The 22,917-nt window shown below is 39.5% G+C and carries 22 protein-coding genes; 12 read left to right on the forward strand and 10 right to left on the reverse strand.

Annotated elements, in window-relative coordinates; all coding sequences use genetic code 11:
* Positions 1-115: 115 nt before the first annotated feature.
* Positions 116-685, reverse strand: coding sequence for a tRNA 5-(aminomethyl)-2-thiouridylate-methyltransferase MnmM (gene mnmM, locus J2S11_RS06405; RefSeq protein ID WP_307392474.1), 570 nt, complete (start codon positions 683-685; stop codon positions 116-118).
* The gene (gene mnmL / locus J2S11_RS06410; RefSeq protein ID WP_307392604.1) at positions 682-1,692 is read right to left on the reverse strand and encodes a tRNA modification radical SAM protein MnmL/YtqA; all 1,011 of its coding nucleotides are present in this window, start codon (positions 1,690-1,692) and stop codon (positions 682-684) included. The genes mnmM and mnmL overlap by 4 nt, the downstream gene beginning before the upstream one ends.
* Positions 1,693-1,903: 211 nt before the next feature.
* Between mnmL and J2S11_RS06415 the strand changes: the two genes are divergently transcribed.
* Positions 1,904-2,779, forward strand: coding sequence for a fumarylacetoacetate hydrolase family protein (locus tag J2S11_RS06415; protein ID WP_307392477.1), 876 nt, complete (start codon positions 1,904-1,906; stop codon positions 2,777-2,779).
* Positions 2,780-2,854: 75 nt separating this feature from the next.
* Here J2S11_RS06415 and J2S11_RS06420 read toward each other — a convergent pair whose 3' ends face one another.
* Positions 2,855-3,436 (reverse strand): NAD(P)H-dependent oxidoreductase, encoded by a 582-nt coding sequence (locus tag J2S11_RS06420; protein WP_307392480.1) that lies wholly within the window; start codon positions 3,434-3,436, stop codon positions 2,855-2,857.
* Between the two features lie 140 nt (positions 3,437-3,576).
* Here J2S11_RS06420 and J2S11_RS06425 point away from each other — a divergent pair, with 140 nt between their 5' ends.
* Positions 3,577-4,590: an AraC family transcriptional regulator gene (locus J2S11_RS06425; RefSeq protein WP_307392483.1), complete on the forward strand. Its 1,014-nt coding sequence runs from the start codon at positions 3,577-3,579 to the stop codon at positions 4,588-4,590.
* Positions 4,591-4,682: 92 nt separating this feature from the next.
* On the opposite strand, the gene J2S11_RS06430 is transcribed toward J2S11_RS06425, so the two are convergent.
* Positions 4,683-5,966, reverse strand: a complete 1,284-nt coding sequence (locus J2S11_RS06430) for a BaiN/RdsA family NAD(P)/FAD-dependent oxidoreductase (RefSeq protein ID WP_307392486.1) — start codon at positions 5,964-5,966, stop codon at positions 4,683-4,685.
* Between the two features lie 356 nt (positions 5,967-6,322).
* On the opposite strand from J2S11_RS06430, the gene J2S11_RS06435 reads away from it, so the two are divergent.
* Together J2S11_RS06435 and J2S11_RS06440 are read left to right on the forward strand one after the other, a co-directional pair.
* Positions 6,323-6,571: a ferredoxin gene (locus J2S11_RS06435; protein ID WP_307392489.1), complete on the forward strand. Its 249-nt coding sequence runs from the start codon at positions 6,323-6,325 to the stop codon at positions 6,569-6,571.
* Between the two features lie 56 nt (positions 6,572-6,627).
* On the forward strand, positions 6,628-8,214 hold the full coding sequence (locus J2S11_RS06440) for a putative polysaccharide biosynthesis protein (protein WP_307392490.1): 1,587 nt from the start codon (positions 6,628-6,630) through the stop codon (positions 8,212-8,214).
* Positions 8,215-8,248: 34 nt separating this feature from the next.
* On the opposite strand, the gene J2S11_RS06445 is transcribed toward J2S11_RS06440, so the two are convergent.
* The 4 genes from J2S11_RS06445 to J2S11_RS06460 form a co-directional block, all read right to left on the reverse strand.
* A complete protein-coding gene (locus tag J2S11_RS06445; RefSeq protein ID WP_307392492.1) occupies positions 8,249-8,971 on the reverse strand; it encodes an exonuclease domain-containing protein in 723 nt (240 codons plus the stop codon).
* A gap of 1 nt (position 8,972) precedes the next feature.
* Complete coding sequence (locus tag J2S11_RS06450) at positions 8,973-10,004, reverse strand: DUF294 nucleotidyltransferase-like domain-containing protein (protein WP_307392494.1); 1,032 nt, start codon at positions 10,002-10,004, stop codon at positions 8,973-8,975.
* A gap of 73 nt (positions 10,005-10,077) precedes the next feature.
* Positions 10,078-11,352: an ammonium transporter gene (locus J2S11_RS06455; protein WP_307392499.1), complete on the reverse strand. Its 1,275-nt coding sequence runs from the start codon at positions 11,350-11,352 to the stop codon at positions 10,078-10,080.
* Between the two features lie 157 nt (positions 11,353-11,509).
* A complete protein-coding gene (locus tag J2S11_RS06460) occupies positions 11,510-11,809 on the reverse strand; it encodes a MerR family transcriptional regulator (RefSeq protein ID WP_307392501.1) in 300 nt (99 codons plus the stop codon).
* A 297-nt stretch (positions 11,810-12,106) separates the two neighbouring features.
* Between J2S11_RS06460 and J2S11_RS06465 the strand changes: the two genes are divergently transcribed.
* The 5 genes from J2S11_RS06465 to J2S11_RS06485 all read left to right on the forward strand — a co-directional run bounded on the left by J2S11_RS06465 (position 12,107) and on the right by J2S11_RS06485 (position 16,526).
* A complete protein-coding gene (locus J2S11_RS06465; RefSeq protein ID WP_307392503.1) occupies positions 12,107-13,147 on the forward strand; it encodes a hypothetical protein in 1,041 nt (346 codons plus the stop codon).
* Between the two features lie 289 nt (positions 13,148-13,436).
* A complete protein-coding gene (locus J2S11_RS06470) occupies positions 13,437-14,870 on the forward strand; it encodes an RsmB/NOP family class I SAM-dependent RNA methyltransferase (RefSeq protein WP_307392505.1) in 1,434 nt (477 codons plus the stop codon).
* A 24-nt stretch (positions 14,871-14,894) separates the two neighbouring features.
* Positions 14,895-15,605: a pseudouridine synthase gene (locus J2S11_RS06475; protein ID WP_307392507.1), complete on the forward strand. Its 711-nt coding sequence runs from the start codon at positions 14,895-14,897 to the stop codon at positions 15,603-15,605.
* 121 nt (positions 15,606-15,726) lie between these two features.
* Positions 15,727-16,104, forward strand: coding sequence for a CotD family spore coat protein (locus J2S11_RS06480; RefSeq protein ID WP_307392509.1), 378 nt, complete (start codon positions 15,727-15,729; stop codon positions 16,102-16,104).
* 293 nt (positions 16,105-16,397) lie between these two features.
* On the forward strand, positions 16,398-16,526 hold the full coding sequence (locus J2S11_RS06485) for a hypothetical protein (protein WP_307392511.1): 129 nt from the start codon (positions 16,398-16,400) through the stop codon (positions 16,524-16,526).
* 243 nt (positions 16,527-16,769) lie between these two features.
* Here J2S11_RS06485 and J2S11_RS06490 read toward each other — a convergent pair whose 3' ends face one another.
* Positions 16,770-18,044, reverse strand: coding sequence for a helix-turn-helix transcriptional regulator (locus J2S11_RS06490; protein ID WP_307392513.1), 1,275 nt, complete (start codon positions 18,042-18,044; stop codon positions 16,770-16,772).
* A 339-nt stretch (positions 18,045-18,383) separates the two neighbouring features.
* On the opposite strand from J2S11_RS06490, the gene J2S11_RS06495 reads away from it, so the two are divergent.
* On the forward strand, positions 18,384-19,505 hold the full coding sequence (locus J2S11_RS06495) for a S8 family peptidase (protein WP_307392515.1): 1,122 nt from the start codon (positions 18,384-18,386) through the stop codon (positions 19,503-19,505).
* A 222-nt stretch (positions 19,506-19,727) separates the two neighbouring features.
* On the opposite strand, the gene J2S11_RS06500 is transcribed toward J2S11_RS06495, so the two are convergent.
* Positions 19,728-20,447 (reverse strand): gamma-glutamyl-gamma-aminobutyrate hydrolase family protein, encoded by a 720-nt coding sequence (locus J2S11_RS06500; RefSeq protein WP_307392516.1) that lies wholly within the window; start codon positions 20,445-20,447, stop codon positions 19,728-19,730.
* 177 nt (positions 20,448-20,624) lie between these two features.
* Between J2S11_RS06500 and J2S11_RS06505 the strand changes: the two genes are divergently transcribed.
* On the forward strand, positions 20,625-21,416 hold the full coding sequence (locus J2S11_RS06505) for a Cof-type HAD-IIB family hydrolase (protein ID WP_307392518.1): 792 nt from the start codon (positions 20,625-20,627) through the stop codon (positions 21,414-21,416).
* A gap of 215 nt (positions 21,417-21,631) precedes the next feature.
* Positions 21,632-22,885, forward strand: coding sequence for an MFS transporter (locus J2S11_RS06510; RefSeq protein WP_307392520.1), 1,254 nt, complete (start codon positions 21,632-21,634; stop codon positions 22,883-22,885).
* Positions 22,886-22,917 lie beyond the last annotated feature (32 nt).

Raw genomic sequence — 22,917 nt, forward strand, 5'->3', positions numbered from 1 at the left:
TAAGGCAAAACTGAAGAATTATTTTATAGCATTCTGAAAAGTTTATTATCAATTTAGTTACTATCTTGACGCACAATCTGTAGAAGCCGCCAACCAGCTAAGTGCTGGAAGACGGCTATTTCTTTTGAATAACGAGTAAAAAAGGAGGACTATTCTGCTGATTAATAAATTGATATTGCAGGACATCGAATTCCTTTTGATCCCATGTACCAAGGCGTGCTAGAAGCTGATCCTTCTCTTGCTTCCCAGATTCATGTCCAGAATAAATGACCAGTGTAATAAGTCCATTAGGTTTGAGATACTGGCACAGGCTTTGAATAGCTTGGAGAGTTGTCTGAGGTACTGTCACAATTGATTTATCGCTTCCTGGTCGGTAGCCTAGATTGAACATAGCTGCTGCTAGAGGCTTTTTCGCATGTTGTAGCTCTTCGGCTACGGTTTCATGACCTTTTAACATAAGCTCAACAGGTGTTGCAATCTTCTCTCTCATTAACCGCTCCCTCGTATGATCAAGAGCTTCCTGCTGCACATCATATGCTAGAATCTGTCCAGCCTCTCCTACTAGCTTAGCCAAAAACAGAGTATCAAGTCCGTTCCCCATTGTAGCATCAACAACTAAATCTCCTTTATTTACTCGCTGTGCTAAAAGATCTCTTGTAAAGGGTAGAATTCCTTGTAGCTTCATTTTTGCCTCACTTTTTTAGGTTCTTGTCTAATGCTTTCATTCCATAGCTTTCCTTGCCACGTATTCTGTTCACGTAACTGACGATCTATGGAATTAAGCACGTCCCATTTCTTGCTGCTCCACATAGGTCCAATTAATAGATCCGCTGGAGCATCACCTGTAACTCGCTGAATAATCAGTTCAGGTGGCATCATTTCTAACGTTCGAACAACTAAATCAACATACTCATCCTTTTCTAAAAAGGATAGCAGCCCCTGCTCATATTGCTTAACCATAGGTGTTTTTCGCATAAGATGAAGAAGGTGAATTTTTAGACCTTGAACGTCTAGCTTGGAGACTTCTTTAGCTGTTTCTAGCATCATCTCATGTGTTTCACCTGGCAGGCCGTAAATAATATGGCTACAAACATTAATATTATGCTTGCGAAGCTTGGCTACACCGTCAACATAGCACTGATAATCGTGGGCACGATTAATAAGATTACCCGTTGAGTCATGTACAGTTTGAAGCCCCAATTCTACCCAGAGGTACGTTCTTTCGTTTAATTCAGCTAGATACTCAATGACTTCATCAGGAAGGCAATCTGGTCTAGTAGCAATGGCAAGTCCGATGTTGCCTTCTTGCTCTAATATAACCTCGTATAACTCTCGCAGCTCCTCTACAGGGGCATACGTATTCGTATAGGCCTGGAAGTATCCCATATATTCAGCCAGTGGCCACTTTTTATGCATGCGTTCCTTAATCTCATTAAATTGAGTAGTAAGATCATCACGCCGACTTCCAGCAAAATCTCCTGAGCCTCTGGCACTGCAAAACGTACAGCCGCCTGCTGCAATACTTCCATCGCGATTAGGGCAGGTAAAGCCGGCGTCTAGAGGGACTTTAAATACTTTCTTGCCAAATTTCGAGCGTAGATGATAATTCCACGTATGGTATCTTTTATCTCCCCACAAGAGAGGAGGGGTGTTATGGGTATCCCCTTCATTGTGTTTTCTGTTAGAATTTATAGGAAATGATGTGTTAATTAAAGCATGAGTATTTGTAGGAACTGAATCTATTTGCACTATAGTTCCTCCTTTCACGAAAAGAAGACGTTCTATCCTATACTATCAGAATTATACTTGCTCAATCAATGTAATCATGCTTAGATGTATAGTAAGAATAGTTGGAATTGCACTAGAATATTTCTACTTTTGAAAACATCAAGGAGTGAAAGAGATGAATTTTGTTACGTTTAAGGCTACAGCACAAAGTGATAACGTTCGCTGGGGAGTGGAAAAAGGAGAGGAGATCTTAGAAATTTTTGATCCTATAAGTGAGTATCCAGATTTACTATCCTTTATCAGGGCAGGAAAGCCAGCATTAGAGCTTCTTAATGAGAAAGTTAAAAATGGATCTATTACTACTCGTTATGAGAAGTCTGAGGTTAAAGTACTAGCACCGTATGCTCCTCCTAAAAATATCTTTTGTATTGGAAAGAATTATGCGGATCATGTGCTAGAGATGGCCAAGGATCAGGCGGTAGCACTACCGAAATTTCCTGTTATTTTTACTAAGCCTTATACGGCCATTATTGGTCAGGGGGAGGAGATTCAATCCTATCCTGAGCTGACTCAGCAGCTTGATTATGAAGGCGAGCTTGTAGTGATTATTGGCAAGGAAGGTAAGAATATTTCTGCTGCAGAGGCGTTTGATTATGTTTTTGGCTATTCTATATTAAATGATGTGACAGCTAGAGATTTACAGCAGCAGCATGTTCAATTCTTTAAAGGAAAATCATTAGATAGCTTTGCTCCGTTTGGACCTAGAATTGTTCATCGGTCAGCTATAGAAAACCCTCACCAATTACAAATTAAAACACTTGTAAATGGTGAGGTACGTCAAAATGGAACGACTTCAGACATGATTTTCTCAATACCAGCACTTATCGAGGTTATTTCTCGGGGAATGACGCTAGAGCCTGGTGATTTGATCGCCACAGGTACTCCAAGTGGTGTTGGAAACGGTTTTAATCCTCCAAAGTTCATTAAGGCTGGGGATACTGTTTCAATTGAAGTTAGTGACATCGGAACTCTAGAAAATCCAGTTGTCTAATTAAAAGATTTTTCCTAAAGGATTATTAGGATTTTAAAAAAGGTAGTTAGCTTTATAAGATGGTAATCATTATACCTAAGCGAGCTTTATACCAAGCTGCTTTATTTTCTCAAGCCAAGCAGCCCTTTTTTGCTCTGTTGATTGCTTTACAGGTGTAATTTCTGTAATGCGTACGGGAGTAATGCCACAGAATTGAAGAATATTTTGTTTCATGACTCGATATCCTGCTCTATGGTATATGATGCGATTATACCAGCTTGGAGTATCTGATGTGACAATAATATGGGCGGACTTCCCTTTTAATAGCTTATCCCAAAGTGGAGAGTTCTCTCGATACTTAAAAGCAAAGCCAGGTAGAAACACACGATCTATAAATCCTTTTAATATTGCAGGCATAGCTCCCCACCAGGTTGGATAAATAAAGACAAGGTGGTCAGCCCACCGGATAGATTCTTGGGCGTTCAGTAACACGTCTTCAAGCTCAGTTCTCTGACGATAGCCATACTTTAGAATAGGATCAAACTCAAGGCTACTTAAATCGATTGTCCGGACCTCTGCTGATTTAGAAGCCGCACCCTGCTCGTACGCTTCTGATAAAGCAGAGCAAAAGCTTTGGGGATCAGGATGACCATTAATAATGAGAATGCTTTTTTTCATGAAAATGACTCCTTTATAAATAGATTTTTTTGATGAATATAATAGCAAAGAACTATGTTCATCATAGCCGGCAGAAGCAAGTAATACTATGATAAAAGCCGCAATGATTGTGTTAATATGCGCAGAGGAGTGTTAGTATCTTGAATAGCTTAGGAGTTTCTATTTCGATGCTTCATCCGATAATGAAGGTGATCGGCTACAAGGGTTTTAATGTGCAGCAATTCTGTGAGTATGCCCAATTTAATGCAGAACTGCTAAAGGATGTGGAAGCACGGATATCTGAAGAGGAGCTAGAGAGAATAACAAGAAAAGCAGCGGAATATACAGGGGATGATTACTTTGGTCTACATCAAGGGCAGATGTTAGACATTGTAGATATGGGGACACTGGGGTTAGTCATGATGCATTCAGAGAAGGTTGAAGATGCGTTAAAAGCCTATCAGAGGTACAATGTGATCCTCTGTAGTGGTTTTCAGTTGGATTATAGAATAGAGGGAGAGGATTTCGTTCTTCGCTTATATCTTAAGGATTCAACCAAAAAAGTATCGCGACATTGTATGGAGGATATGGCAAGTTCTTTATTTCATGTCATGATTAAAATGACGAGCGAACACATCCAGCTCCATGACATCAAATTTACTCATCCAGCACCAGATAGTCTTACTCCTTATTTACATGTACTAGGGAGAGAACCTAAATTCGATCAACATGAAAACTCTCTACGCTTTAGTAAAGCAGTGTTAGAGTATCCTATCTTGTACTCAGACGTTAGATTGCAGAGCATTTTTGAAAAAATAGCTGAAGACGCTAAACAGAAAATTGTTCAACAGCCGTCCTTTGGAGAAGAGGTTTGTCAGTGGCTGATGGATGTTTTGCCCCATACTCTTCCTACCCTGCAACAGACGGCAGAGGCTTTTAATATGAGCGTGCGTTCCCTGCAAGCGAAGCTAAAACAGGAGGATACCTCATATAACCAATTATCTGCTCAGATTCGAAAAGAATTAGCTATGTCCTTTCTACAGACGAATTCCTATTCAATAGGGGAAATTGCTTATCTTCTGCATTTTTCAGAGCCAAGTGCCTTTCAGGTAGCGTTTAAGAAATGGACTGGAGTTACTCCAGGTCAATTTAGAGGACAGACCGTTTTATCGTAAGTAAGCGAAATCTGAAATGTTGATTAGATAAATAATTGATTGAAGAGAATAGTAGGCTATATGAGAAGGTTAGAGAGCGTAGGGATAGCTCTCTAATTTGTATTTAATGGAGAAGTGACTTCTAACCCGGCATGGCGTCCAGCCACAAATCCTGTGGAAAGGGCACAAGTGATATTGTAACCCCCTGTGTATCCGTGTATATCTAGGATTTCACCACAGAAATAAAGTCCTTGCTTCTTTTTGGAGGCCATCGTGTTTGGCTGAATTTCCTTAACACTTACACCACCACCGGTAACAAAAGCCTCCTCGATCGAGCGAGTCCCATGGACTCGAATCGGAAATGCTTTAAGGAGCTGTACAAATTGCTGGAATGCTTTCTTAGGTAGCTCATGGAAAGTACGATCCTCTGCTAATTTTGCCTTCTCAAAGAGAATAGGCAGGAGTCTTTCTGGAATCCTTTGTCCTAAGATATTTTTGATCATCTTATGAGGCTGTTGCTTTAATAACTCTAGAAGCTCTTGTTCAATGTCAGCAGCAGCTAAAGAGGGGAAGATATCAACGGTTAAGAGAACATCATTTACGTCTCCTTGCTTTTGTACCTTATAGACGAATTGGCTACAGCGCAGAGCAATGGGTCCGGATAGTCCAAAGTGTGTGAATAGTAAATCCCCATCATGAGTGATGACTTTTTTCCCTTTGTGATTGATAACAGTTAGTGTAACCTCTCTTAGAGCTAGCCCTTGAAGAGACCGGTCCTGAATAAAAGGCTCTTCAGAAATAAGAGGAACCTCAGTTGGAAACAGCTCTGTAACGTGATGACCAGCTTTTTCAGCCCATGCATACCCATCTCCCGTTGAACCTGTGTGAGGAACAGACTTCCCTCCAACGGCTAGGATTACACTTTTAGCGAGTAATTGCTCCCCTGATTCTAGAAGTACCCCTTCAACACGATCTTCTTTATAAAGAACATCCTTAACAGATGTATTTACTTTGATCTCAGCATTCCCTTCGTTAACTTTCCGAATAAGAGCATCTACCACGCTTTTCGCTTTATTATTAACGGGAAACATACGTCCGCGGTCCTCTTCCTTTAGGGCAATACCAAGCTGTTCGAAAAAAGAAATAATATCTTCATTATTAAAAGTAGCAAATGGACTATACATAAAACGTCCATTACCAGGAATGTTTTTAATCATTTCTTCTATGGGAATACGGTTCGTGACGTTACAACGACCACCTCCAGAAATCGCTAGCTTGCGGCCTAGCTTGTTTCCTTTATCTAATAACAGAACATTTGCACCTAGCATTCCTGCTGAGGCAGCTGCCATTAATCCAGAAGGGCCACCACCGACTACAATTACATCATAGACTTTCATCCATTCAATCCTTTCTTTACTTAGAATCCTTCTTCATCCAGAAATCATAGCTTTGGCTTTAAAAGATATCTTTATTAACTCTATTTTATCTTTTCGAGCTTCAATATTTATCATACAAAAAAATAATAAGAAATGAAATCAATCACACACTTTCAGGGAAAGCGTTTCATAAAATATTTGCTATATAGAGCAAAATGGACTACAATAGGTTGTGAAAAACATTGCACTAAACATACAAAAACATATGGATTCGTATAAGTCTTCGTTGGGTTTGTTTTAAATCACTCACAATCGGGTATGATGTAATAGCCCAGCAACTTATATCGATTCATCCTGTAAAAGTAGGAGGGGTTATAGTGGCTAAATACACGATTGTTGACAAAGACACTTGTATCGCATGTGGAGCATGTGGAGCAGCAGCTCCTGACATCTTTGATTATGATGATGAGGGCTTAGCTGAAAACATTATTGATGAAAACTCAGGAACTGTTGAAATTCCAGACGTATTACTTGATGATCTAGAGGATGCTAAAGATGGCTGTCCAACAGATTCAATCAAGGTTGCTGAAGAATCTTTTGACGGTGACGCACTTAAATTTGAGTAATGAAACGAAAACTCCCAATAGATATTGGGAGTTTTTTGCGAAGAAAGGATAGTGCTATGACGGCCAAAAATGAGCCTATACATACAGTTGTGAGAGGAACGATGATTCTTACTCTTGCCGTTCTTGCTTCAAAAATACTAGGGTTTATTTATGTAGTTCCTTTAGAGCATCTCATTGGTTTAGAGGGGTTAACTCTACTAAATCACGGGTATACGCCATACACCGTACTCTTAAGTTTAACTACATTAGGGATTCCCCTGGCCGTTTCTAAATATGTAGCCACTCATAACCAGTTAGGTGAATATAGAAAAGGTAAAAGGCTCTTAAAGAGATCCTTTTATTTGTTATTGGGGTTAGGTGTGGTCATGTATCTCTTAGTGTTTTGGGGCTCACCTTTATTTGCTAAGTGGCTACAATCTCCAGAGTCTACCTGGATCATACGGGCTTCAGCATCAGCCCTGCTTGTGGTACCTGCGATGGCCGTCTTAAGGGGTTATTTTCAGGGCTGGCAGTCAATGGGGCCAACTGGTGTATCTCAGGTCATTGAACAGCTTGTAAGAGTCGTATTTATGGTCTTAATGGCGTATCTCTTTGTTCAAGCTAATTATACGATCGTGAATACAGTGGCTTTGGCCTCTTTGGGGACGCTCTTAGGAGCCATTGCAGCATTAGTAACACTGTTAATCTATTGGTATAAAAGGAGAGAGGGCATCCATAAAAAGGTCCTAGCTTCACCTTCCATTGAAGATCAGCCATTGCTCGTAGAATATCGTGACTTGATTCGCTATGCTCTTCCTATTTCGTTTGTGTCCTTAGCCATTCCTTTGATGGCCTTTATTGATTTAGTCATGTACAAGCCGATTTTATACGACCTAGGATACTCTAGAGAAGTAGTTGTTAATTGGTTTGGAATCTTGAGTAGTACAGCTCAGAAGCTCATTATGGTTCCTGTATCCATTGCAACAGCATTTTCCTTATCTATCCTGCCTTCACTTGCAAAGCAATATGTGCAAGGGGATAAGGAGTATATTACGAAGCAAACAGAGCAAAGTATGCTGCTTCTATGCTACATTTTACTTCCAGCAAGTGTAGGGATTTATGTCTTAGCTGAGCCTATTTATACGACCCTCTACAGTGATGCACTAGGAGTGACTATGCTTGAGGCTTACACCCCTACGATCATTGCATTAGGGTTGTATACTTTAACAGCTTCTATTTTACAGGCTATAGGGAAGATGAAATGGAGTATGAGTTGGCTTATTGTTGCCCTCTTGCTTAAAGGGCTAGGGATGCTTCTTTTACTACCTTACAATGCTGAGGTTGGGGCAATTCATGCCACGACGATAGCCTTTACAATTGGATTACTAGGAAATTTATGGGGTATTCTGCGAACGTATACGCTATCATACAAAAGGGTGCTAACTGGTTTAGGAGCAATATCCCTAGCAGCCTTAATCATGGGACTAGCTGTATATGCAGGCAATCAATTTAGCGATCGATTTTTACCAGACCATTTATTTTTGAAAATGCTTGAACTAATCGTTCTTGTATTGCTAGGCGTGGCTGTGTATTTTGGTCTAACGTATCGAATTCCATGGGTTAAGACCCTGCAGATCGGCAGGCGTAAAAAGTTAAAGCAGTAAAGGTCTTGAGTAGCATAAGCTCACTTCAAGACCTTTATTTTTTGGCTATTTCCGAATAAACATCCTGAAGAGTTTCGAAGTTCCTCTTTTTAAACTCCTCTAAATAAGCGATCCATAGCTTTGCTGTAGCTACAGCATCCTCAAATGCATGATGTCTGTGGGTGATAGGAACTCCAAAGGCTTCACAGCAAAAATCTAAAGTCGGAGGGGTTTTCCACGTTTGGAATAGCTTCATAAGTAAAGATGTATCTACAATCCGCTGCTGAAAGGGAAGCTGGTAAAGCTTCTGTGTAGCTTGCTGCAGAAATGCTCTTTCATGTTGGGCATGATGGGCAACCAGCATAGATTGCTCACAAAAGGAGAAGAATTTTGGCAATATGTCATCAATAGCAGGGGCAGCTTGAAGCTCCGCAGGAGAAAGTCCTGTCAAGTCTAGAATTTCTGCTGAAGGCAACTCCTCAGTAAACACACAGCTATAAAATGACTCTGCTGATAATGTAGTTCCCTCCACCTTGATGGCTCCTATAGAAAGAATCTGATCTCCCTGATCAGGAAAAAAACCAGATGTTTCAAAATCAAAGACGACTACTTTTAATTCCTGTAAGGGAAGCTGAAAGTAATCCTTGCTCAGTTCTTTTTTGAGCTGTCTAACATAGGATAAGTGCTCTGCTCTCATTTGGTCAGGGACTGAGGTAAGAAACATAGGTAACTTAGTTGACCATTGTTTCATCATTTGTACGACCTGATTGATCTTCATCTTATGCTTCTCCTTTTGCTAGAATCTTAGATGTTTCTTTGGTAAGGCTGTAGGCACTTTTTACCACTTTTTTTAGACATTTTCTTTGATTAGAGGAAAGCTGATCTATCGGTATATAATGACTGCTGTCGTAATCCATAGGATAATGGGCAAGCTGCCACTCAGCTCTCCATTTTAGCCATTCTATATACGTCTCGTAGAAAGGGGATAAGACTGTCGCATAGAGTTCAGAAAGCTCCATGAGTTCCTCTAAGCGTTCCTTTGTCGAGGTAACATGAATAATATGCTCCTTCATAGCTAGCAGACGCACGGAATGAACAAAAGGGAAAAGAATCGCATGCTTTATATTTAAAGAACGATAATGTGGTCCATGTGTTTCTGTATAAAATTGACCTAAGGGACTGATGTATTTTTTAATCCGTCTTGTATTCTGAATTAGTCTTTCAAAAAGGGGTGCATCATTCTGTATCCTTTCAAGAATCATTTCTTTTAAAGGCATTATAGGGTTTTCAGATGATTTGTCAGCAGTTAAGCTTTGAATAGGGTAGCTATCAAAAAAAATAAGCAAATGTCGTAGGGATGCCCAATCTCGTTCTTCCAGCCATGTTTCGAGCTGCTTTTTCCAATCCTCTTGGGACAAGCACCATGTTGGATGATTGGCCATAATTTTACCATCACATATATCATAGCCAACCTCGTCCATCGCGTTCGAAATTTCTGCTCCAAGAGCTAGAAAATACTCTTGATGAATCTTACCTTCTCCTTCAAAAAATAAACCATGATCCTGATCACTAACGACACCCTGTTCCTGTCTTCCGGCACTGCCCATCTGAAAAAAGGTAAAAGGAGCAGGGGGGGGACCCGACTCCTTCTCCACAGTTTGTATAGCTATGCTCAAGGCTTTGCCTATTAGTTCATTATGAAAGGATTGTAGTGTATCATGATTAAGACTTACTGAGCTTAATAGCTCCTCACGCTTACTTCTTAAAGCAGTATAGCTTTGAGAATCTACTTTGGGTATGAAATCTCTCATTTCTACACCCTCCTTATTATCCGGTTCAATAGGTCACCTGAGCTCAAGAATTCGTATGCTTCAGAAAAATCATTTAGGTTGAAGGAGTTGTTGTTGAAGACTGTGCTTCCATTTGCTCAGGGTATCCATATGTCCCGTGTTCACTGAAGTCAAGTCCTGCAATCTCTTCCTCCTCCGTAACACGAAGCCCTTTCATAGCTCCCTTCATGATTGAAAGAATAATGAAAGATACTAAGAAAGCATAACCACCTGCTGTCACAACACCTAATGCTTGAACACCAAGCTGAGTCAAACCTCCACCATAAAATAGTCCAGCTAATCCTCCATTTAATGCGGCAAGCTCAGGTGTAGCGAAAAAGCCAGTTGATAATGTACCCCAAATTCCAGCAATACCATGAACAGAAATGGCAAAGATCGGATCGTCAATATTTAGCTTATCTAGCAGCTTCATGCTATAGAATACAAGAACTCCACCAACGAGACCAATGACAAGTGCTGCCCAAGGGGCTACAAAGGCACAGGATGCAGTAATAGCAACAAGACCTGCTAAAGCGCCGTTTAGTATAGTGGGAACATCTGATTTACCTAAAGCGATCCACGATATGATTAATGCAGCTACAGCTCCTGCAGCAGCAGCTAAATTCGTGTTTAATGCAACGAAGCCGAAGAAGCCATCATCTACAGCTGTCGTACTACCAGCATTAAAGCCGAACCAGCCAACCCAAAGGACAAGCACACCTAGTGTGGTGTATACCTGGTTATGACCTAGTAAGGCATTAGGTGAACCATCCTTGTTGTATTTCCCTAAGCGAGGCTTCAAAATTAAAGTGGCAGCTAAAGCAGCCATAGCACCAGTTAAATGAACAACTGTTGAACCAGCAAAATCCTGCTTCTCAAGATTAGCTAACCATCCATCTCCCCAAATCCAGTGAGCTACAATAGGATAAACTAACGCTGAAAATAATAAAGCGAAGACAACATAAGCTGAAAGTTTGGCGCGTTCAGCAAAACCACCAAAAGCAATGGTCAATGAGATAGTAGCAAAGGCCGTTTGGAAGAGGAAAAAGACTGGCGTTGAAAGCCCGACTCCTTCAATCTCATAGCCACTATAAAAAAAGTCAGACAAACCAATAAACAAATTTCCTGAGCCGAAAATAAAGCCATAGCCTATCGCCCAGAAAACGATTGACGCAATACCAAAGGTAAAGATCGTTTTACCTGCGATATGTCCTGCGTTTTTCATTCGAGTTGACCCTGCTTCTAAAAGGATAAACCCTCCTTGCATAAGAATAACCAGTATGGCAGCTAGGACAACCCATAAGCTGTTCATTAAAAATAATAAGTCCATGAATAACTCTCTCCCTTCAATACCTGTCAATTTATTTAACAAGAGGATAGATTAAGTTAATCATAGACAATGTTAGTAAATCTATTCGTTTGTCAGGAAAGCTTACATAGAAATTGATAGAATATTCCCTCAACACTTATTGTATCTAAGTAAAACGTTATTTTCTCATGTTGAAATGAGCATTTAGCTGACCTCGTATCATTTGGTCACGCACTTCTTTTTCTTCCTTTTCTTGAATTTTTCTTATTTCATACGTTTGTAGTCCATCTTCCATATGATTAGCGATATTCATTAGCTTTTCAATGTCAGTAAAGGAATACTTTCTTGTGCCTCCCTTTGAACGATCAGGAAAGATAAGCTTCCTTTCTTCATAATACCGTATCCGCCTTTCTGATAAACCTGTTAGCTCACTGACAATTCCAATCGTGATAACCTTCTTTTCCTTGTATGTGGACATAAACCTATCCCTCCAACGTTGTTGTAATGTTGTATATGGTTGTAGTGATAAACTGAATTTTTCAGTGATTCAAACATTCTTATCTCATAAATATAACATGCTCGGTAAATAATCTCCTGTTTGATTGTAAGATAATCTGACATATAGATTTGCAAAGATCACGCGAAATGAAATTTCTTTATTTGAATTACATGAAAACCATGTCAAATGCTCATACTTGAAAAGATCAATCTTTTTAGTCCGAAAGTGAAAGTAAAAAAGGAATATTACAATTCTACGATTGAAGGAGGATGGAGAATGGGACAGATCGAAATACGTCCAGAATTAGTTACTTCAAGTGGTGAAGCAGCAAGTATCATGCTGGACCAGCAATATGTTGGCTCACTAACCTTACTATATAGGGAAGAGGATCGCTTATGGGGGAGTATTCAATTGGATGAACAGATGCTCCATGCGGATGAAAAGGAAGAAATTGATCTATTTCTTCATCAGTACATGGAGAGTATGATTGACGCATTAGGAGCTCCAGAGTGTTTCGTTTCCGTAACCTATTCCCACTATGACCACATCATATCTACGGAGGATTCAGACTCTCTAGATAGACTAATTGAAGCTGATATTGATGATGGTTCTCTCGAACATGATACGGAAGAGGATTCAGAAATTCAGCTTTCTATCGTAGGAGAAAGCAGGAGTCAAGTCGAGTATCAGCTTTTAGATCAAAGACAGCAGCTGCTTGCTGAAGCTCTAATCCATATTGATAGAGGCGATGTTATTGGGGATGTTTTTTGGCAAACTGAGCCTTCTGAGGATGACCTGGATGAGGTAGCTCATATTTTAGTTGCTGATTTTGACTCTGATTTTATTGATACGTTTACCTTCACTATGTTTTATGAGGATGAAGAGCTTGCTGTATTTGAGCTTAGTCATGAAGACTTATTTGATTTTGAAGATGAGGAAGAAGAGGATGAGGGGTTCTTAAGTGGAGAGAGTAGTTTTGTGGATGAAGATGAACTTTATATGGATGTTCATGAGGAGGAAAGGATCCCGCTCCAAGTTGAATGTGTGAGGGATGATGGAGATAGTTTGACGTTTGAGCTATATGAGCAGGATGGAATGAAAATAGGTCAAGCTACAATCGATTTAGGTGGGGAAGAGCCAACAGCTGTTGTTGATTTTATAGAGCCACGTAATCGTCGCTTTCGAGAGCAGGTCGCTTATCATATGATTGAAGAATTGGATAAAGAGACGGATTATCATACGTTTGCCATTACGATGCAGTATCAGGATGAAGTGGTTGACGAATATCACTTTCATCTAGAGGATCAATATAGGTAATAGTCGGATTTATCTAGGTTATGTAAAAGTAAAGGGGATTGGATCATTTATGGTTCAGTCTTTTTTTCATCTGCTGAAATAGGTATAATGCAAGAAGTACAGAAAAATGTAAGAAAAGCTTCTATCGAAGCCCTCTCGAAGAGGTTGTCTAGTCCATCATTAGAGGAAGCTTTTACATGCAGCCAGAATTTATCAAACTTGAAGAAATCATTGTATCAAATTTTATAAATTCTTAGACTGTAAGAAAGAATAGTTATTTAAGTTTAGCAAAATGTAAAGGGAGAGATTGATGCTATTACCAGAGTCGTTTGCAGCTAAAATGCAAGAGCTGCTTCAAGAAGAGTACGCAGACTTTTTGGCTTCGTACAGCAAGCCTAGATACTATGGGTTAAGGGTTAATACATTGAAATGGAGCGTGACGGAAGCACTTGATAAGCTACCTTTAAAGCTTTCACCTGTAGATTGGGTAAACGAAGGCTTTTATTATAACGAGGAGGACAGACCTGCCAAGCATCCTTTTTATCAAGCAGGCTTGTACTATATTCAAGAGCCTAGTGCTATGGCTCCAGGAGCAGTTATACCAGTAAAACCTGGAGATAGGGTGTTAGATATGTGTGCTGCTCCAGGAGGAAAGTCAACTCAGGTCGCTGCTAAGCTAGGCGGTTCAGGACTGTTAGTCAGCAATGACATTAATGCTGAGAGAGTGAAGGCATTAATGAAAAATATAGATCTTTCTGGAATTAGAAACGGACTGATAACGAATACAACGCCTGAAAAACTAGCACAGACGTTTCCACAGTTTTTTGATTGTGTATTAATTGACGCTCCTTGCTCAGGAGAAGGGATGTTTCGTAAAAATCCGGAAATGATAAAAGACTGGGAAAAAGGCACGATAGAACAGTATGCCTTAATGCAGAGGGATATTTTAGATGAAGCGGCATTAATGGTACGACCAGGAGGGGTGATCCTATACTCCACATGTACGTTCGCACCAGAGGAAAATGAGCAGCAAATCACATCCTTTTTGAGAAAATACCCTCAGTTTGAGTTAGAGCCGATTGTGGATATACCCGGGTTTGATAGAGGAAAAAGGGAATGGACAGGCTCGATAGGTCAGGATTATCCTTTGGAGCACACAGTGAGACTATGGCCACATCGGATTGAAGGAGAAGGGCATTACTTGGCTTTAATGAGAAGAAACGAGAGTTATGTAGCTAAAGAAGGATTACCTTCAAATGAAGCGGATGAAAAAGCAGGGAAATCAAAGCTTGAAAAAACGGGGAATTTTACTTTAACCAAAGAGGAGAAAAGGCTGGTAGCTGAGTTTGAGGAGCAGGCTTTAACCAGACGATTTTTGGATATTCAAGATGGAGATATGATTTCAATCAAGGGACACATTTACATTAAACCTAAAGGGCTACCTTTACTACATCGCTTAAAGGTCATTAAATCTGGCTGGTACCTTGGTGAAGTGAAGAAAAATCGCTTTGAGCCGAGTCAACCGTTAGCTTTGGGGCTAGAAGAAACGGACGTTAAACGTGCTGTACATTTCTCTGCTGATGATGAGGATCTTTATCGGTATTTAAAAGGGGAGACTATCTTCAGACAGGGAGAGAAGGGCTGGACATTAGTTACCGTTGCAGGATTTCCTTTAGGCTGGGCTAAGCAGGTACAGGATATTCTTAAGAATGCCTACCCACCAGGCTGGCGCTGGTTAACGTAATGGATACAGGGAGAGTGGAAGACGGTGAGAATTGACAAGCTATTAGCGAATATGGGGTATGGGAGCAGGAAAGAAATTAAAGACATCGTCAGGGCTGGACAAGTTACGGTGAACGGAGTGGTGATTAAGGATGTTAAGCAGCATGTTCAGGTCGAGACGGACCGTGTGGAATATGCTGGGGAGCTTATTGAATATAAAGAGCATGTATACTTTATGCTACATAAGCCACAGGGAGTTATATCCGCCACTGAGGATACACGTGAGAGGACAGTCATTGATCTATTACAGGGGAGAGATAAAGCATTTTCTGTGTTCCCGGTTGGGAGGCTTGATAAAGATACGGAGGGGCTACTGTTACTAACTAATGATGGTCAGCTAGCTCATCAACTGCTTTCCCCCAAAAAACATATACCTAAGCTCTATTTTGCGCATATAGAAGGGACCGTAACGGAGGAGGATAAGCTTGCTTTTGCGGATGGTGTTACACTTGATGATGGATATAAAACGATGCCAGCAGAGCTTAACATTCTTCGATCAGATAGTCGCTCAGAAATCGAACTGACGATTATGGAAGGAAAGTTTCATCAGGTTAAAAGAATGTTCTTAGCTCGTGGCAAAAAAGTAACGTATCTAAAGAGAATGGCCATGGGTACGCTTCATTTGGATGGAGAACTTCTTCTAGGGCATTACAGGGAGTTGACTAATGAAGAACTTGAACTGTTGAAGAAGGGATAAGCTTAGCTCTAGACTCAAGACTAATTATTAGGTGTTTGGCTGCAAATTAGACCAATGTCTAGGACAAAGATGGGTTAAATGTCATACATGTATAGGGAAGAAAGATAAAGGAGGAATACATGTGAAGAGAAATTCGAGCAGACTAGAGCAGAGTACTCCAAGCCCTACACCTGCACCTATGGCGCCCATTAGTCAAGGAGTACCGCAGCAGCAGTTCTTCCCTCAAGCTCAAGCTCAAGCCCCTGTTGCAGGAGCGCCATTCCCTCAGGGAGCTCCAACTACTGTAGCTCCAGTACGTCGAGTGGTGCATCCAGCAAGGGTAGTAGAAAGACATTCTGTGATCCGTTATCCTATTGAGAACATTTATCCTACACACGTAAGAAATGTACGTCATCATGTATGCGAATATTTCTGCGAATACCCGGTGTCTGAAAGCACAGAGGATTGTCAACACACAGTGGATCATTGCTGCCCACCACCACCTTACGGAAGAAGATAGACAATGAGATAAAATGATATCGCAAATCAAAAGCAACCGAGCTAGAATCGTAAGCTCTGTTGCTTCTGTTTTATAAGAATAAGCTTGTCTCTACAAAACTGATAATCTATGATCTAGTATATATTTGTTAAAGATCTGCTTAGGTGCTAACATCATTAAACTTAGAAGGAGATAGGATTTCAGACTAATTTGAGGGAAATAACAAAAAATAAAATAAGCAACATATTAATTAGAAATCGTACATAATATGAATTTGTAAGTAGAATGCTCAAAGAAAGGAGGAGTAAAAGTTTATGAAAAAAGGATTAGTAGCTTCAGCTCTTATTTTTATCCTAAGTATATCCTTTATGAATCCGTTAAATGATGGAGGGGGAACGTGTTACTGTGAACATGTTCCTGTACCATTCAGTATTACCCCATAAAGTATGCTGTAATGTAGTTATGAATGAACTGGTAGAGTAGATTTGCTGTAAAGCCTAATTATCTAGATCTGCTGCATTATATTGAATTAAATTCTAACGGACATAGTCTACCTTTAGAGTAAATGTTCATAGGTTTTGAATCGGTATGCACTCTAGTGCATGTATATCCTTCAGAAATGATGAAAGGCTCTTCTAAGGTAAAGGTATGTCCGTTAGAGAGTATGGTTAGCTTTAATTATAATGCTAAAACTTTAATACGTTTCGATTAGCTTGAATCACTAGTTGATAGTATTGACTAGCGCTTTTGTATTTATGGTTAGCATAGTAAATATCTGCAAGCATTTGGGCGTAATCGGCTACATAAATCCACAGTTTTTTATCAACAAAGTAAGGAATAACCTCATCCTTTAGAATGGACTCTTTTATTGGATCCTCTTGTTCTTCAATGCGGAAGCGTAACACCTTGAAGTGCAAGATATAGGTCGTAAGATCATGAACAAAAGCCATATGCTCCCCTTTTTCAACCCATTCTAGCATTTGTTTAAAATCATTTAAGTTATAATATTCCTTCGCCAAAGAAAAGCTAGTTTGGCAATATTTTTCCTCTTTTAGACCTATTTCATCTTCATTGGAGTGAAAGTATTTTAAGCACTCATGAAAGTAGTGAATGGCTTTACTGCTATTCATTTTTTGATGTAAGTAGCCTAAGTTATGGTAATTCATATAAATTAACTCAGTATACTTTAACGATTTGGCCACCTTTAAAGCACTGAGGAAATGCTTCTCTGCTACGTTATAATTCCTTAGTCTTAAATTATTAATTCCGATTAAAACCTCGCATTCCAAGCAACGATTAATTTGAAAGTTCTGTTGAAAAAGCTCTAGAGCCTGACTAGCAAAATTGATTGAAAAGGTGATATCATGCAACTGAATGTGGGCTAATGCAAGCATATAGTATAGCTCTGCTTCAATAAGTCTTAACTTCTCTGCAATTTCCTCTGCCTTTTTAAGAAAAGTGAGGGACTCAGAATACTCTCCCTTACTATAAGTCAGTATTCCTTGTAAAAAATAAAATAGATACAGGAGCTCCTTACTTACACTTTTTTCGTATTGGCTGAACTCTTTTACTTTTTCCTCAGCTTCTTCGTATTCCGCTCTCATGAGGCAAAAACGAATATAATAGAGCTTGTACCTTAGTAGAACAGTAGGATCTTGGACATGTTCCATTTTCTCTTGAATCTTAGGGTAGATATTTTTGGCCTCATTTCGCTCTTTATTTACCATTAAGCCATACCATTCCTCAAGCAGCTGAGTGATCTGCTCTAGCTCTTCTTTTGAATCTACGTCTTCAATGTTTATTCCTAATCGATGACAGAGATGAGTAATGATGTCTTGACTTGGAGCTTCATGTCCATTTTCAATTTTACTCAAATGTGAAATAGAACAGATGCCTTTGGCTAACTGCTCTTGTGTCATTCCTTTTGATTTACGGAAAAAAAATATTCTTTGGCCTATCATGGAAAACCCTCCATGTGAAAAAGATTAGCTATACGATTTTATGCTTTAGCTTAAGGAGGACAGATCCGTTCCGTATATTTCTTATATTATACAATTTTATACATTCAGTGAGAAGTGGCTATGCAAACTTTTTCCAATTATTATATTCGTAGTAGTAGACAAGAGTAAAGTTGTGTAAATTTTGTTTTTAGATAATTTGCACAACGTTGTCCTAAATCTAGTCAAATACCTCCAAAAAAAGCATTCCTTTTTCCCAATATTACTTTTTGAATATTTCTGATAAAATAAAAATTGAAAATATTTTACGTATTTTCACAAAAAACAAAAGGAGGAAGTTAAATGAATCGCTTTATCAAGTTATTTTTTGTACTAGCGTTGATGCTCAGTGTCGTAGTTCCGTCCGCTTTTGCAGAGGTAGAAAGCAAACAAGAGTATTTAGTGCAATTTAAGGATTCACTTGATGTAGGGCTTCTAAGTTCAGTCGGTGTTCAGCAGGATGACATTCTTCACCAATTCCAGGTTTTACCGGTCATGCATCTTACTCTAACAGATAGGCAGGTTGAAGAACTTAAGAAGGACCCTCAAATTGAAGCGATTGAGGAAAATCATAAGGCTGAGGCTTACCAAACTGTTCCTTGGGGAATCACACGTGTACAATCAACTACTGCTCAATCGAATGGCTACACAGGCAGTGGGGTTCGAGTAGCTGTTCTTGATACAGGGATTCAAGCAAATCATCCAGATTTAAATGTTGTTGGTGGATATTCTGTATTTACAGACTCAGCGAACAATAATCCATTTGTTGATTCAAATGGACACGGTACTCATGTAGCAGGTACAGTAGCTGCTCTAAATAATACGATTGGTGTACTTGGTGCAGCTCCAAACGCTAACCTTTACGCTGTAAAAGTGCTGAATAACTCTGGTGGAGGCTCTTATGCTGGAATAGCACAAGGGATTGAATGGTCTATACTTAACAACATGAAAATTATTAATATGAGTCTGGGTGGACCAAGCCCATCAACCATTCTTGAAAACTGGTGTAATACAGCTTACAATCGCGGTATTTTGGTTGTAGCGGCTGCTGGTAATAGTGGAAACTCTGCTGGAACAGGAAATAATGTTGGCTATCCGGCTGCATATAGCTCAGTAATTGCGGTTGCAGCAACGGACAGCAGTAATAATCGTGCTTCTTTCTCTAGTACTGGTCCTGCTGTAGAGATATCTGCTCCTGGAGTAAGTGTTTATAGCACGTATGGCTCAAGCGGGTATGCTACTCTTAACGGGACATCTATGGCATCACCACATGTAGCGGGTGTAGCCGCTCAGGTATGGCAAGCCAAGCCGCATTTATCTAATGTTCAGCTTAGACAGCTTTTAAATGTTTCTGCTCAGCCTTTAGGCTCTACTAACCATTTCGGAAGCGGACTTGTTAGAGCACAAACAGCAATCGATTGGTAAGTTCAAATTATTATATAGATGAATTTTTAATAGATGTATATAGTGCATAAGTACATCTGCAAGTTTTCGTCAACCATCGCCCTGACGTAAACATAGATCTCATATCAATAGCAAAGAAAAAAGCTGACTGTAGAGATAAAATCTTATCTCTCGTCAGCTTTTTTATTATAGTATTAGCCTGAAATTAAAAATTCGAAGAATACCATTGTTTTTTCTAATCTGTTACACTCTGATTTTGCTAGAGCAAGCTTGAACGAACTGCGTAAAAATTCGTTCTGATGAAGCATGCTCTTTAGGCATACACTCTGGGTGCCATTGTACACCCAAAACAAATTGATGAGCATCGCTTTCTATCGCCTCGATAACTCCGTCACGTGAATAAGCAGTTGCTTTAAAATGTGGAGCAGGGTCTTTAACAGCCTGGTGATGAAAGCTGTTTGTCTTGAGCTGTGTTGTCTGTAGTAAATCAGCAAGCTTACTTTCAGGTAACACGTCAACGGTGTGACTGACATGCGAGGTCGGAGCCTTCTGCTGATGTTGGATAAGCTCTCCATTATATTGACCTTGAAGATCCTGGTACATAGTTCCGCCAGCAGCTATATTCAGAATTTGAATTCCTCTACAAATCGCTAAAATAGGAAGGTCAAGTCTAAGCATTTCTTGGGCTAAAACAATCTCTAGAGTATCCCTTTCTGGAAGAATAGAGCCTAGCTGTGGATGAGGTTCCTCTTGAAAAAGGGTTGGATCTATATCTCCTCCTCCTGAAAGCAGCAAACCGTCTAATAAGGTTGTATATTCCTTTAACTGCTGTACATCATTTGTATAGGGAACAATAACAGGAAGTCCACCTACACGTTCTATCCAATCTGAGTAATGTCTGGTGATAAAAATTCGATTAGGTTGTTCAAATGAAGCTGTTAAACCAATTAAGGGCTTTCTCATGTATTAACCTCAATCCTTTCTTTTTTTAGATCACATTTAAATTCTGAATAGTATGTGAAATGTATATCCTATCTTTTTATTATACAATATGAATAAGGTACAGATGGAATGAGTCTGATTTTTATCACAGAGAGAAAATAAATAATGGATAGGATAAATTGGATAGGAGGACATCAAGTGAACAAGAGTATTAAGCTTATTGCCTTAGATGTAGACGGAACGCTTTTAAATGATGAGCATCAGGTTATGCCAAAAACAGCAGAGATGATTCAGAAAGCTCAGCAAAGTGGAGTAAGAGTGGTATTGGCAACAGGTAGAGGACCTAGATCCTGTACACATCTTGTGGAGGCGCTAGCTTTAAAAGGACCAATTATCGCGCATAATGGAGCTGTTATTTATGACCCTCATACACTCGAGGTTTCCCTTGAAATTGGTTACAGTGCTTTGGAGCTATTACCCATTATTCAATATTGCCGAGCCAAAAAAATTCAGTTTGATTTAAGTACGGCATTTGATATGTACATTGAAGGTAAAACAAAGGAGGCTGAGGACCTTTACGTATTATTTAATGTTCATCCTGAGATTGTTTCAGATAGCTCTCAGCTTAAGGATCAAATTGTGAAATGTACTTTATTTGGGACGCCTCAGCAGCTGGATCAAGCTCTAAGCGATTTACAAAAGCTTTTTCCAGAGTGGAGCATTTTACGTAGTGGGGATATATTCATTGATATCATTCATCCTAAAGCAACCAAGGGCTTTGGTCTAATTCAGGTGATGCAGGAGCTTGACATACAAGAAGAAGAGGTTATGGCTTTTGGTAACTATTTTAATGATATAGAGATGCTTAAGGCTGCAGGAATAGGAGTAGCTATGGAGAATTCTCCTGATGAGGTGAAAAGTATTGCCGATTACGTGACGGGAACGAACAATGAGGAAGGTATAGCTGAGTTTTTGCAAAAATATATGTAAGAAAAGCTTCTATCGAAGCCCTCTCGAAGAGGTTGTCTAGTCCATCATTAGAGGAAGCTTTTGCATGCAGCCAGAATTTATAAAACTTGAAGAAATCATTGTATCAAATTTTATAAATTCTTAGACTGTAAAAAAGACCTAACTAGAGAGTGAACTAGAGGTAGAACTTTTTTAAATAAACTTAATCATTAAGTTACATTGGATGGATGAGAGAGATGACTGAGCGAGTAAAAGGTGCTTTTCACAGAAACGATGACATTAATGTAAGAAGAAAAGATAGGAAAGTGCGCTTTAATATGAGCGCTTATTTTTTATTTTCCTTTATAGGATTTGGCGCGTTTTTTCCTTTATTAAGTTTGCATTTAGAAGAATCAGGATTAAGTGGCTCACAGATCGGTACGATTGTCTCAATAGGTCCTGTGGTAGCCATCATTGCTCAACCCATGTGGGGAATGATTAGTGACCGTTTTCAAAATCCTCGATTGATTTTAACCATATGTGCTCTGTTGACTGGAGGAATTGGATTAGGTTTTCTTTTAGCTGACATTGCACAGGTCGGAATGTTTTTCTTTTTTGCTTGTCTAGCCGCATTTCTGTCTGTATTCCATAGTGCTATGGTTCCCTTATCAGATAGTATTGTTTTGAACTATGTGAAGAAAAAAGGGGGAGATTATGGCTTTATTCGACTTTGGGGAGCAGTCGGCTACGCGTTAGCAGTGTGGCTAGCAGGGTTATTAATTGAAGCTACGTTTACCGCAATTATTTTCTATATTTTTGCTGCTGCTTTGTTTGTGAGTGCTTTATTTGTACGTAAAATGCCGACAGAAGCAGATGTACCAAGAGCTGATATTAGAAATGGACTAAAGGAGCTCTTCCGTATTCCTCCTTATGTTATGTTTTTAGCTAGTACGTTCTTGGTATTTGGTACAATCAACGCTAACAACTTTTATTTTGGGCTATATTATACGGCAATCGGTGGAACAGTAGCTGGAGTTGGTCTTGTTTTTCTCGTAGCTGCTGGTAGTGAGGCTCCTTTTATGCTTTTTGCAAGAAAGGTAATGAACCGTTTAGGCATCTATCAGGTCCTGATGATCTGTGGTTTGCTTTCTTCCCTGAGGTGGATTCTTTTTTATTTTGAGCCTAATCCAGGACTTATTTTAGCCTTATCTATTATTCAAGGTCTAGCTATCGGTTTTTATATTCCTGCTGCGGTTCAATTGGTAAGAGAACTGAGTCCCGATGACGTAAAAGTAACGGGGATGACAATCTACGCTTCATTTGGTAACGGCTTAGGAACGATGGCTTGTACATTTGTGGGTGGGTACGTCATTGATGCCTTCTCCATTACCACAATGTACGGCTTTTTTGGTATAGCCTCCTTAATTGGTGTTGGCCTAGCTGGTATCAGTATGCTTTTATTCAGAAGGAGAAGTAATGAAACGCTAACGATAGCTGGGCGTAGTAAATAGTAGATTAGTATGAATAATGATATCAGGCCAAA

Origin of the sequence: Bacillus horti (genome assembly GCF_030813115.1) — a bacterium.
Taxonomy (GTDB): Bacteria; Bacillota; Bacilli; order Caldalkalibacillales; family JCM-10596; genus Bacillus_CH; species Bacillus_CH horti.

Coding starts and splice junctions, on each gene's coding strand:
- mnmM (WP_307392474.1), bottom strand. CDS start 685: ATGAAGCTACAAGGAATTCTACCCTTTACAAGAGATCTTTTAGCACAG.
- J2S11_RS06415 (WP_307392477.1), top strand. CDS start 1,904: ATGAATTTTGTTACGTTTAAGGCTACAGCACAAAGTGATAACGTTCGC.
- J2S11_RS06420 (WP_307392480.1), bottom strand. CDS start 3,436: ATGAAAAAAAGCATTCTCATTATTAATGGTCATCCTGATCCCCAAAGC.
- J2S11_RS06430 (WP_307392486.1), bottom strand. CDS start 5,966: ATGAAAGTCTATGATGTAATTGTAGTCGGTGGTGGCCCTTCTGGATTA.
- J2S11_RS06440 (WP_307392490.1), top strand. CDS start 6,628: ATGACGGCCAAAAATGAGCCTATACATACAGTTGTGAGAGGAACGATG.
- J2S11_RS06445 (WP_307392492.1), bottom strand. CDS start 8,971: ATGAAGATCAATCAGGTCGTACAAATGATGAAACAATGGTCAACTAAG.
- J2S11_RS06450 (WP_307392494.1), bottom strand. CDS start 10,004: ATGAGAGATTTCATACCCAAAGTAGATTCTCAAAGCTATACTGCTTTA.
- J2S11_RS06455 (WP_307392499.1), bottom strand. CDS start 11,352: ATGGACTTATTATTTTTAATGAACAGCTTATGGGTTGTCCTAGCTGCC.
- J2S11_RS06460 (WP_307392501.1), bottom strand. CDS start 11,809: ATGTCCACATACAAGGAAAAGAAGGTTATCACGATTGGAATTGTCAGT.
- J2S11_RS06465 (WP_307392503.1), top strand. CDS start 12,107: ATGGGACAGATCGAAATACGTCCAGAATTAGTTACTTCAAGTGGTGAA.
- J2S11_RS06470 (WP_307392505.1), top strand. CDS start 13,437: ATGCTATTACCAGAGTCGTTTGCAGCTAAAATGCAAGAGCTGCTTCAA.
- J2S11_RS06485 (WP_307392511.1), top strand. CDS start 16,398: ATGAAAAAAGGATTAGTAGCTTCAGCTCTTATTTTTATCCTAAGTATA.
- J2S11_RS06490 (WP_307392513.1), bottom strand. CDS start 18,044: ATGATAGGCCAAAGAATATTTTTTTTCCGTAAATCAAAAGGAATGACA.
- J2S11_RS06495 (WP_307392515.1), top strand. CDS start 18,384: ATGAATCGCTTTATCAAGTTATTTTTTGTACTAGCGTTGATGCTCAGT.
- J2S11_RS06500 (WP_307392516.1), bottom strand. CDS start 20,447: ATGAGAAAGCCCTTAATTGGTTTAACAGCTTCATTTGAACAACCTAAT.
- J2S11_RS06510 (WP_307392520.1), top strand. CDS start 21,632: ATGACTGAGCGAGTAAAAGGTGCTTTTCACAGAAACGATGACATTAAT.